At 58.3% G+C, this 11612-nt stretch carries 7 protein-coding genes; 2 read left to right on the top strand and 5 right to left on the bottom strand.

All coding sequences use genetic code 11. From position 1 onward, the window contains the following. Window positions 1-100 precede the first annotated feature (100 nt). Complete coding sequence (ppsA, locus tag AB5Y98_RS05930; RefSeq protein ID WP_368231510.1) at window positions 101-2479, bottom strand: phosphoenolpyruvate synthase; 2379 nt, start codon at window positions 2477-2479, stop codon at window positions 101-103. A 308-nt stretch (window positions 2480-2787) separates the two neighbouring features. Here ppsA and AB5Y98_RS05935 point away from each other — a divergent pair, with 308 nt between their 5' ends. Continuing rightward, on the top strand, window positions 2788-3600 hold the full coding sequence (locus AB5Y98_RS05935) for a pyruvate, water dikinase regulatory protein (RefSeq protein WP_005302533.1): 813 nt from the start codon (window positions 2788-2790) through the stop codon (window positions 3598-3600). A 90-nt stretch (window positions 3601-3690) separates the two neighbouring features. Here the strand turns inward: AB5Y98_RS05935 and AB5Y98_RS05940 are convergent, their stop codons facing one another. Beyond that, on the bottom strand, window positions 3691-3978 hold the full coding sequence (locus AB5Y98_RS05940; RefSeq protein ID WP_337079617.1) for a hypothetical protein: 288 nt from the start codon (window positions 3976-3978) through the stop codon (window positions 3691-3693). A gap of 362 nt (window positions 3979-4340) precedes the next feature. On the opposite strand from AB5Y98_RS05940, the gene AB5Y98_RS05945 reads away from it, so the two are divergent. Then, on the top strand, window positions 4341-5717 hold the full coding sequence (locus AB5Y98_RS05945; protein WP_005302537.1) for an amino acid permease: 1377 nt from the start codon (window positions 4341-4343) through the stop codon (window positions 5715-5717). 248 nt (window positions 5718-5965) lie between these two features. Here the strand turns inward: AB5Y98_RS05945 and AB5Y98_RS05950 are convergent, their stop codons facing one another. The 3 genes from AB5Y98_RS05950 to AB5Y98_RS05960 form a co-directional block, all read right to left on the bottom strand. After that, window positions 5966-6670: an SIMPL domain-containing protein gene (locus AB5Y98_RS05950; protein ID WP_368231511.1), complete on the bottom strand. Its 705-nt coding sequence runs from the start codon at window positions 6668-6670 to the stop codon at window positions 5966-5968. Window positions 6671-6726: 56 nt separating this feature from the next. Beyond that, complete coding sequence (locus AB5Y98_RS05955; protein ID WP_336291813.1) at window positions 6727-7284, bottom strand: hypothetical protein; 558 nt, start codon at window positions 7282-7284, stop codon at window positions 6727-6729. Between the two features lie 86 nt (window positions 7285-7370). Next, on the bottom strand, window positions 7371-11600 hold the full coding sequence (locus AB5Y98_RS05960) for a DUF5801 repeats-in-toxin domain-containing protein (RefSeq protein ID WP_368231512.1): 4230 nt from the start codon (window positions 11598-11600) through the stop codon (window positions 7371-7373). Between the last annotated feature and the right edge of the window lie 12 nt (window positions 11601-11612).

An 11612-nucleotide genomic window follows, 5' to 3' on the forward strand; every position in this document is an offset into this window, starting at 1 on the left:
TTGGGTAGATGTGGCCGTCATATCGGACCAGTTGCGTCAGGTTCGGTCATGAAAAATGGCGCCCGTGGGCGCCATTTTGGTGTGGGCTGTGCAGCCTGCGTCAGTTCGCCTTGTGCTGCTCGGCCAGATAGAGCCAGGTGTCGACCACGGTATCCGGGTTGAGGGACACAGAGTCGATGCCCTGCTCGACCAGCCAGGCGGCAAAGTCCGGGTGATCGGACGGCCCCTGGCCGCAGATCCCCACGTACTTGCCCGCCTTGCGGGCAGCGGCAATGGCCATTGCCAGCAGCGCTTTGACCGCCTCGTTGCGCTCGTCGAACAGGTGGGCGATAAGGCCCGAGTCCCTATCAAGTCCAAGGGTGAGCTGGGTCATGTCGTTGGAGCCGATGGAGAAGCCGTCCACGTGCTCGAGGAACTTGTCTGCCAGCAGGGCGTTGCTCGGGATCTCGCACATCATGATCACCTTGAGCCCCCGCTCGCCACGGCGCAGACCGTTCTCGGCAAGGATGTCGATCACCTGCTCCGCCTCGCCCACGGTGCGCACGAAGGGGATCATCACCTCTACGTTGGTCAGCCCCATGACATCGCGCACCCGCTTGATCGCCTCGCATTCGAGGGCAAAACAGGGGCGGAAGCTGTCGGCGATGTAGCGCGACGCACCGCGGAAACCGATCATCGGGTTCTCTTCATGAGGCTCGTAGTCACGACCGCCCACCAGGTTGGCGTACTCGTTGGACTTGAAGTCCGACATCCGCACGATCACCCGCTCCGGCCAGAAGGCGGCGGCCAGGGTGGCGATGCCTTCGGTCAGCTTGGCGACATAGAACTCGCGCGGGCTCTCGTAGCCGGCGATCATCTTGCCAATGGTGGCCTTGAGTTCGGGGCTCTGGCTGTCGAACTCCAGCAGCGCCTTGGGGTGCACCCCGATCATCCGGTTGATGATGAACTCGAGGCGGGCCAGACCGACACCGGCATTCGGCAGCTGGGCGAAGTCGAAGGCTCTGTCCGGGTTGCCGACGTTCATCATGATCTTGATGGGCAGGCGCGGCATGTTGCCCACCTCGGTCACCGCCACGTCGAAGTCGAGCTCGCCGTCGTAGATGAAACCGGTATCCCCTTCCGCGCAGGAGACGGTAATGAGCTGGCCCGGTTCGATGCGCTTGGTGGCATCACCGCAACCCACCACCGCCGGAATGCCCAGTTCGCGGGCGATGATGGCAGCGTGACAGGTACGCCCGCCCCGGTTGGTGACGATGGCGGAGGCCCGCTTCATGATGGGCTCCCAGTCCGGGTCGGTCATGTCGGTGACCAGCACGTCGCCGGGCTGCACTTCGTCCATCTGGCTGATGGAGGAGATGACCCGCGCCGGGCCTGCCCCGATCTTGTGACCGATGGCGCGCCCCTCGATCAGCACCTTGCCCGCTTGCTTGAGGGCGAAGCGCTCGAGGGTGTTGGCCTCCTGGCGGCTGCGCACGGTTTCCGGGCGGGCCTGCACGATGTAGAGCTTGCCATCCTGCCCGTCCTTGGCCCACTCGATGTCCATCGGGCGGCCGTAGTGCTGCTCGATGATGAGGGCCTGCTTGGCCAGCTCCATCACCTCGGCATCCGTGATGCAGAAGCGGCTGCGCTCGGCCTCATCGGTATCGACGATCTGCACCTGACGGCCGTGGCTGGCATCGCCGGAATAGGTCATCTTGATGAGCTTGGAGCCGAGGGTCTTGCGCACCACCGCCGGGCGTCCTGCCTTGAGGGTCGGTTTGTGCACGTAGAACTCGTCGGGGTTGACCGCACCCTGCACCACCATCTCGCCAAGGCCCTGGGCGCCAGTGATGAACACCACATCGTTGAAGCCCGACTCGGTATCCAGGGTGAACATGACGCCGGAGGCGGCGAGATCCGAGCGCACCATGCGCTGGATCCCGGCCGACAGAGCGACACCCTTGTGGTCATAGCCCTGATGCACCCGATAGGAGATGGCGCGATCGTTGAACAGTGAAGCAAACACATGCTTGACGGCGATCATGACGGCGTCGATGCCACGCACGTTGAGGAAGGTCTCCTGCTGGCCGGCAAAAGAGGCATCCGGCATGTCCTCGGCAGTGGCGGAGGAGCGCACCGCAAAGGAAGCGTCAAGCCCGCCGCTGAGCTTGTCGTAGGCAACCCGGATCGCCTGCTCCAGCTCGCTCTGGAACGGGGCGTCGATCACCCAGTCACGGATCTGCTGGCCGGCCCGGTTGAGGGCGGCGATGTCGTCCACATCCAGGCTGTCGAGCAGATCGTGGATCTTGCCGTTGAGGCCGCTTGACTCCAGAAACTCATTAAACGCAAAGGCGGTGGTGGCAAACCCGCCCGGCACGGAAACTCCGGCACCAGAGAGGTTGCTGATCATCTCGCCAAGGGATGCATTTTTGCCGCCAACTCGTTCTACGTCCTGCATTCCGAGTTGCTCGTACCAGAGTACGTACTGTTGCACTTGCATGTCTCCAGGTTGGTGGGCACTGTGCCGCCATGGCACCTTGTGCGCCAGTTTATGTGCGTTATTGTCTGTTTCTACTGTTGCCAACGACCATGAAAACGTTTTCTACTTATTGTCAAAAAAATCCCCGAGCAAGATTTGGGGATGGTCGAATGACACAGACATTCTACAATGCCAACACAAAAAGGTAACGACTCAGGTTTGCAAGCCACTTCACAACTTGGGCACGGCAGACCGGTTGACAAAAACGATATGGTTTCGAGAGATACTTCTTGCCAGCCAGCTCACCGACCCCCTCACAGGAGCCCCCAGTGCACACCGTATTCTATGTTTCAGACGGCACCGCCATCACAGCCGAAGTGTTCGGCCACGCCGTGTTGAGCCAGTTTCCGCTGGCCTTCGAGCAGATCACCATCCCCTTTGTCGAAACCCTGGAGAAGGCGCGCCAGGTACGGATGCGCATCGACGAGCAGTTTCGCCAGACCGGGGTTCGCCCCATACTGTTCCACACCATCGTCGATCATCAGGTGCGCGAGGAGGTGCTCAAGGCCCAGGCCAGCAGCCACGACTTTCTCAACACCTTCGTCAGCCCGCTGGAGCACGAGCTCGGGGTGAAGGCCGAGCCCAGGCTGCACCGCACCCACGGCATGGAGAACCGCAAGCTCTATGACGACCGCATCGAGGCGGTCAACTTCGCGCTGGCCAACGACGATGGCATCACCACCAAGGAGTATGAGGAGGCCGACATCATCCTGATCGGGGTCTCCCGCTGCGGCAAAACGCCGACCAGCCTCTACCTGGCGCTGCAGTTCGGCATTCGCGCCGCCAACTACCCCTTCATCGAGCAGGACATGGGGGTTCTGGATCTGCCGGCCGCCCTCAAGGCCAATCGCCACAAGCTGTTCGGCCTCACCATCGCCCCCCAGCGGCTGCACGAGATCCGCAACCAGCGCCGCGCCAACAGCCGCTACTCCTCGCTGGAACAGTGCGAACAGGAGCTGGCCTGCGTCGAGCGGCTGTTTCGCCAGGAGGCGATCCGCTTCCTCGACACCAGCTCCCACTCGGTGGAGGAGATCAGCGCCAAGATCCTCGAGGCCACCGGCTTGCGCCGTCAGCTTTATTGAGCAACGCCGCGCGCCGGCAAGCTGGCGATACGGCAAACGACCATAAAAAAGCGCCGGATACATCTGTATCCGGCGCTTGTCGACTGAACCTCAACGGGATTGGGAGCCCGAGCGGTTCAGCTCTCTGTTGTTCATCAGCATGGCGTAGAAGTTGAGCACACCGTGACGCCGCCGTACCCGTTCAGTCAGCCAGAGGGCCGGCAGCAGGCCGATGGCACCGGCGATCAACAAGACAGTCCGCAGGTGCATCACCAGATAGTCATCACCCTGTACGGCCCACACCAGCAGACATCCCGCCGCCATGGTCAGCAGCAGGGGCGAAAGCCACACGGTCAGCCACAGCGCGACGGCCAGCAAACTGCCAATAATACGTTGCATGAAGCGCATCCTTGTTGCACAGGAGGCTTCATAAAACAGGAAATGCCAGAAGAGTCAACCGAGCAGCATTCGATTGCTCACAATACAGCCAAACACTTCCCTACCAGCTTCGCCATTCCTTAAAAACCTGCCTTTCGCCGAAAAAACCAGCGAATGATGAGGAAAACAGGTGCATCGGCGATGGATTATCACTATTCTGCTTCCGTTGGTAGTCACCATAAAAAACAGAAAGCGACCGGCTGTAACGAAATAAATACGCATTTCGTCACGTTTCAGGCACGCTTTGCCGTGCACGGTCACATGGAGTGACCCGACGGACGAGATGACAGACGAATGACTTCAGAAGACGTAAGGAAGGAAGAATGGATCTTCAACAAAACGGCGAGGAGCTGAAGCGCGGTTTGAAAAACCGCCATATCCAGCTCATCGCACTGGGCGGCGCCATCGGCACCGGCCTGTTTCTCGGCATTGCCCAGACCATCAAGATGGCGGGCCCCTCCGTGCTGCTTGGCTATGCCATCGGTGGTTTTATCGCCTTCCTGATCATGCGCCAGCTGGGCGAGATGGTGGTGGAAGAGCCGGTAGCCGGCTCCTTCAGCCACTTCGCCTACAAATACTGGGGTGACTTCGCCGGTTTTGCCTCCGGCTGGAACTACTGGGTGCTCTATGTGCTGGTGAGCATGGCCGAGCTGACCGCGGTGGGCATTTATGTTCAGTACTGGTGGCCCGAGATCCCGACCTGGATGTCGGCGGCCTTCTTCTTCGTGCTGATCAACGCCATCAACCTCTCCAACGTCAAGGCGTTTGGCGAGATGGAGTTCTGGTTCGCCATCATCAAGGTGGTGGCCATCATCGGCATGATAGGCTTTGGCGGCTACCTGCTGGCCAGCGGCAACGGCGGCCCGGACGCCAGCATCAGCAACCTGTGGGCCCAGGGCGGCTTCTTCCCCAACGGCATCAGCGGTCTGGTGATGGCGATGGCGGTGATCATGTTCTCGTTCGGCGGGCTCGAGCTGGTCGGCATCACGGCCGCCGAGGCCGACAATCCCGAGAAGAGCATCCCCAAGGCCACCAATCAGGTGATCTACCGGATCCTCATCTTCTACATCGGCGCCCTGGCCGTGCTGATGTCCCTCTACCCCTGGGGCAAGGTGGTAGAAGGCGGCAGTCCCTTCGTCATGATCTTCCACGCGCTGGACAGCAATCTGGTGGCCACCGTGCTCAACATGGTGGTACTGACCGCAGCCCTGTCGGTTTACAACAGCTGTGTCTACTGCAACAGCCGCATGCTGTTTGGTCTGGCCAAGCAGGGCAACGGCCCGCGCAGCCTGCTCAAGACCAACAAGAGCGGTGTGCCTGTGGTGGCCATCTCCGTCTCCGCGGCGGCCACCCTGCTGTGCGTGCTGATCAACTACCTGATGCCGGGCAAGGCGTTCGAGCTGTTGATGGCGCTGGTGGTCTCCGCCCTGGTCATCAACTGGGCCATGATAAGCCTCGCGCACCTGAAGTTTCGCAAGAGCAAGCAGGCCGAAGGCGTGGTTCCCAAGTTCAAGGCGTTCTGGTACCCGTTCGGCAATTACCTCTGCCTCGCCTTCATGGCCGGCATTCTGGTCATCATGTACCTGACCCCGGGCATCCAGATCTCGGTACTGCTCATCCCGGTCTGGATCATAGTGCTGGCCATCGGCTATCAGTTCAAGCAGAAGCGCCAGGCTCGCGTCGCGGCCAACCTCGGCTAACCCCTTTCCTCGCACCTCTTCAATGCCGGTCACTGACCGGCATTTTTCTGGCCGGCGTTCCCCCGCGAACCAACATCCATATCGGCCCCCCCTCTTCACCTATGCAGATGACCTGGGGCCGGGTCAGCCTCAAGAGCGGGCCGTCACAGCCCGGCAAAATCTGCTTGCAAGAAGGCTTCTCCCTGAAAGCAACAAGCCCGAGACACTGGGCTCGGGCTTGGAAGATACAAGGGGCGAAAGCCGCTGGATTATTCCAGCAGGAAGACGGCTTCCACGTTGTCGGTAATACTGATCTGTTGCTGTTGATAGCTGTTTTCCATCATGTCGGCGGCGGGCGACATGGCGGCAGCCTTGAGGGCCCGGCTGTAGATCGGCATGGGGGTATTGTTGCGATATTCGACGCTGTAAACCTTGCCGAGCTTCATACCAAACGCCTTGGCCAGTGACTCTGCCTTGCTTCTGGCATCCTCAACCGCACCGAGGCGAGCCTGTTCTTTCATGGCTTGCGGAGCCTTGAGGCCGTATTCAATCTGGGAAACGGACTCCAGCCCGGCCTTGAGCGCGGTGTCCATCAGCTCGCTCAGCTTGTCGAGTTGATAGAGCTTGACCGCCAGCTGACGCTGGGCACGATAACCCACCAGTTCCGGCTTCTTGTTCTGCGGATACTGATACTCCGGGGAGATCACCAGATTGCCCGCCTCAACGTCAGTGCGCTTGATGCCCAGGCCTTCGAGCTGACCAAAGAAGGCGGCGACCTTGCCATCCACCTGCTGTTTGGCCTTGATGCCCTGTTTCTCCAGCGCTGTCACGGAGACATTCAGGGTCAGCATGTCGGGCTCTGCTTTTTGCTCGGCATAGCCGCTCACCACCAGATGGGGAGCCTGCGGCACTTCGATGGCAAACAGGGGAGCACTGACCACTAGAGCGGACAGGGTAAGAAGGGAACGCCACATAAAAAAAGACCTCAATCTATTGGAGTGAGGTCATTATGCCCGTCGCCGAATGGGATTCATATATCGTGCAACGGCGGGATCTGATCCAGTACCTGATTGGTCATGTCGATATTGATGCTGATCTCACTGCCAGCCGGCTCCGGATGGCCAGCCGTTACGGGGGAGGCACTGCGGGAGCTGAGCAGCACATCATCATCAAAGTGGAAGGAGTCCCACGACAGAACGTGTCCGGCAAGCGGGGTGACCGGGTCTGCCATGATATCCACCGTCAGAGGGGCGCAGTCGATGTTGTCGGAATGACCGAGCAGATCCTGCAGGCTGATATCGCTCAGACTTTGCAGCGTATACTCCTGCTCCCCCTGCTCATGGCCAACCAGCACCATCATATGAGGTAGCTGCTCACCCTGGGCCGGCGTGAAGGAAATGGTTGCTGCAGCAAAGTCCACATTCAGTGAACCCGCCACCTCGCCATCATCGCTCTCCAGATCCAGCGCATCAATCCGATCACCCGCCATCGTGGCGTGATAGCCAAACTGGCCGGTACAGGTAATGCTGCCCTGCCCGTCCCAGCTATAGCGAATGCCATCGATATCGATCCAATTAAATGACTGCATGGTGACCCTCTCCTGTACTGCCGCTATCTTAGCCGCCCCCTCAGTCAAAAAACAGGGGCCAGGCATGGCCCGGCCCCGTTCACTGGTTACGGATCAACCTTGAGGTTGCCGTCATCCAGCAGTTGCTTGATGATGTCGTGGTTGGTTGTGAGCCCTCCGTTTTGATCCAGATCCAGGTTGCCCTGGAACTGGACGGTCAATTGAGAGCCGCCACTCGCCGATCCGTTTGTGTCTATGGTCAGCTTGTTGGTCGTGGTGTCGAACTGCAGATAGTTGTTGAGCACCGTGGCCAGATCATTGTTGTTGAACCCCGAGGGGACACCGACCAGCAGATCCGACAGATCCAGCACATCCCCCCCGTTGGACGGGTTGCCCAGCGTGAAGTCGGTAATGGTGTCGGTACTGCCATCCGCATCGCCAGCAAGCCACTTGAAGGTATCGCTACCGGCACCACCCGTCATGGTATCGCCACCCAAACCACCGATCAGAATGTCATTGCCCAGTCCACCAATCAGCGTATCGTCACCAGCCAAACCAAAGAGCGTGTCGTTCCCTTCACCACCCTGAATCACATCCGCCAACGCCGACCCGGTTAAGGTGGAGCCAGCCTCAATGATTACATGCAGATTGGTGTTAGAAGTAGCATCGTTATCAGCATCCTTAACCCCGACCTGGAAGTCCAACTCGGCATCCAGTGTGGTATTTTCCGAAGTAATCAAACCGATATCAGAGACCTTCACAACATCGCTGTCGGTCTGGTTACTGAAGTCTGTGGTCGTATATGAACCACCCGAATCACCGAAGGCCGCATTGAAATTCAGCGCTGTAGTGGTGGTAATACCCTCCACACTGGTCAGGATCTGCGCGCCGTAGATCTGCCAGTTCTCACCTACACCGTTGTAGTCATTGTGTTCGATGACAATGGCCCCATCGTTGTTATCCAGAGTAATGCCGTAAGCCAACAGCGCGGCCAAAGTTGCAGCACTACTACTTGATTTAGCAATATCACTGTTGCTGATCACCAGAGCCCGTGTGGTGGTTATACCACCGGTGCCGATCAGTTTCAGTACTACAACCAAGTCTTCATTATTGATACCGTCGAACTTCAGGAAGATACCTTCCGCTCTGCCATCTGGGTTGGCAACGACTGTACCGGTTGGATTGCTAGTGTGGAATGTTAAATCCAGCACCTCACCCTTACCAAGGGTATCCCCGCCCACACCGTTCGCCGAGTTCGAGACGCTGACCCAAGAAGATGCCTGAGTAAACAACTCGCCATTAGCAAATACATTGGTGTTGGCACCACCGGCTTGCAGATTGTTTGTTCCGGTACCCCCACCGGGCTCTGCCACCCCCCTGAACTGGACATAAAAATCATTGCCCAGCTTGGCCACAGACACATCCGGCTGCGAGTTATCCGGCACACTGCCACCAGATGCGTAGCCCGTGATACTTAACGAGGCACTGGTTTTGAGAACACTGAAGCCCTCGATCGGTTCATCCAGTGATACCGTGTAAGTACCGTTGATCTTGTCGAAGGTCAGGGTACCGGTTGCCTCCTGCGTAATTCCTGGACTGGCCGGATTAGGCGCGTAATTGAACTCAATATCAAAGGTGGCCGAACTAGCATTCTCCGACACCCAGGTGACCAATTGCGACGTAATGGCCGAGCCACCAACGGTCCCCGTCAAGCCGATGGCATTGAAATCCGAGTCGGACGACGAGAACGGCCCTGTGCCGCGGCTATCCGCACCAGTGCTGTAATCGAAAACACCTGTGCCACCGCCCGGGTTGCTGCTGTTGGAGTACACCAAGTTGGTGCTGGCTTGGATAGTCGGTACATCATCTTCTACCTGAATTAGCAGATCACCAGCCAGCGGCAGCGGGTTGACCCCATCGGAAGCGCGAATGGCCCCAGTCAGATTCAGCGTCAGAAGCTCGTTGTCATCACCATTAGCATTCGGATGATCTAGCGGCCCAAGCAGGGTAAAGGTGTAAGAGCCATTGCTCTGCACCACCAAGGTGAAGACTGTTGCCGCACCAGCCATCGCTGTCAGGGTATTCCCAGAGAAGCCGTAGGTCACCGTCACTCCGTCCGAGGTCAGGGATGGCATGACATTGGGTGTGGAATCCAGACTGAACAGGCCGCTATTCGTACCAATCAATAGTTCAACCAGGCTTCCTGAGACGGTCGTCGTCTGGGAGTCTCCATCGGTGATGCCGCCAGTCAGCTCGTCCTCGTCCACCTTACCGATCACCGGGGCAGCATCTTCGATGTTGATCGTCAGAGTAGCGCTCGCTTGATCGCCATCCTTGTCAACGATCACATACTCGAAGCTTTCGCTGGTATCCGCGGCAACGCTTTGTGGCGAGGTGTAACCCCAGATGCCCGTGGCGAAATTAAAACTCAGCTTGCCACCCAGTGCCGTCGTAATGTTAGTTAGCTGCTGGTCTCCATCCAAGACTCCATCCCAGAAATAAGTCGTTCCATCGATCTTGATGGACATGATCCGCCCCGGACCATCAGCGCCGTATGAATCATCGTCGCCGCCACCTACTGCGTTGTTGTTACCAAGCAGAACATTGCCGCTGACAAAATTGCCCGAGATCTGACCAAGCAAAGTATTAATCAGGCCACTAAAGTCAGTTACCAGAATCGGGGTGCCACTGCCATCAAGATCGACATCCTGCAAACGGGTGGTGTTAATACCATCCCCCACACCAATAGCTGTAACGTTGATGGCATTACTATCGACAAAGGTGTTCCAAGCCGTTGCCGTCGTGTTGCTCAGCGAGTTGCCGCCTGTACCTGTTTGCTCATTAGGGTTGCCATCACTGATAAAGAAAACCTGGTTGCTCCAACCCTCTATTGGGGTGTAAGACACCATGGTTTGCTGGATAGCATCGGTAAAGTCGGTGTCGCCGTTAAACGGTCTATTGGCGATTATGTCATCAACTAAAGCATTGAACGCAGCAAACGATGTCACCGGAGCATATGCCAGTGAGTCCGAAGAAAACGCCACTATGGTGATTTTCACATCGCCATCGGTACCGTTGAACAATGCCTGCCCCGCCGCCTTCACAGCGTTCATCATGGTAGTGAACTCGCTATTACTGATACTACCGCTGGAATCCAACACAAAGGCAACATTGAAATCCTTACCACTGGACTCAGCAACAATGGCGGTGTCGTTCTCCGCCACCGGCGAATCATCATCGACATTGATAGCCAACGTGCCACTCGCGGTATCGCCATCGCCATCAATCACTTGGTAGTTCAAGGTAAACACCTGGTTGTTCTCCTGCTCAGCGTTTGCATGCTGAATAGGCGCATTCTGCGTCACGCTATACGCCCCGGTAGCCGAGTTCAGGGTTACTGTCAACACTGTGATCACATCCTGTTTGACCAACAGGGCGCCAGTGGGATCAGTTTCATAAGTAAACCCAGCCGGTGCCCCAGTGGTCAGCCATTGCATACTGCCTGCACCATCAGCCCCGAAATGAGCGAGGATACCGTTAGTGTTTACCGCATTGTCATCGTCATTCGGACCATCCGGAATACCGTTGGCTAGGGCGTCGTCATCGAGTTGCACGGTGAGATTATTGATTACACTCGGCACATCGTCCTCAAAGTTGATATTACCGCCAAGGTCCGAACTCACCGTCCCGGTCGCGGTGTCGTTGTCGCCATCCACCACCGTCACGGTCGCACTCAGCAGCACCTTGCCATTGGCCAGGCTGATGAGGTTGTTGTCGTTGCTGTTGTCCACGTCCTCCGGCAGATGGTCCAACTCCGCCGACTGCGTCAGCGTCACCGTGCCGTTGCTCGCCACACTGATACGGAACACTTCCCCGTCCGTGGTCGAGCCCACAATGTCGTTACCCACCTTGGTCAGGATGATGGCCAGCCCGTTGCTGGTCAGCCCGCTGTTGCTGTCGGTCACACTCAGGCTGTAGCCACTCACCGTGGTGGTGCCCGGACCGTCCGCCCCATAGTTCGGCACCGCCGCTGCCAGGAACGCCGCCGCAAAGCTGCCGGTCGCCGTGTCACTGGCCGCACCGATGGTCTGCGCATCCTGGGTGGTCAGAGTAATACCACCGTCCGCCACCGCATTGATGGTCACGCTCGGGCCATCATCCTCGAAGCGGAACACGCTGTTGGCGCCCAGATCCACCGCCGCACTGGCGCGATCGCCATCGGCGTCGGTCACGGTCTGCACCAGGGTCAGCACGCCCTGCCCCACGGTCAGCGCCACGCTGTCATCTGCATTGCTGGTGTCGCCATGCCAGACGTTGTCCAGCAGGGCCAGGGTCACTTCCCCGCTGGT

This window comes from Aeromonas sp. s3 (genome assembly GCF_040907805.1).
Taxonomy (GTDB): Bacteria; Pseudomonadota; Gammaproteobacteria; order Enterobacterales; family Aeromonadaceae; genus Aeromonas; species Aeromonas dhakensis.

Bases quoted from the DNA above. Each gene is read 5' to 3' on its own strand.
- ppsA (WP_368231510.1), bottom strand. From the start codon at position 2,479: ATGCAAGTGCAACAGTACGTACTCTGGTACGAGCAACTCGGAATGCAG.
- AB5Y98_RS05940 (WP_337079617.1), bottom strand. From the start codon at position 3,978: ATGCAACGTATTATTGGCAGTTTGCTGGCCGTCGCGCTGTGGCTGACC.
- AB5Y98_RS05945 (WP_005302537.1), top strand. From the start codon at position 4,341: ATGGATCTTCAACAAAACGGCGAGGAGCTGAAGCGCGGTTTGAAAAAC.
- AB5Y98_RS05950 (WP_368231511.1), bottom strand. From the start codon at position 6,670: ATGTGGCGTTCCCTTCTTACCCTGTCCGCTCTAGTGGTCAGTGCTCCC.
- AB5Y98_RS05955 (WP_336291813.1), bottom strand. From the start codon at position 7,284: ATGCAGTCATTTAATTGGATCGATATCGATGGCATTCGCTATAGCTGG.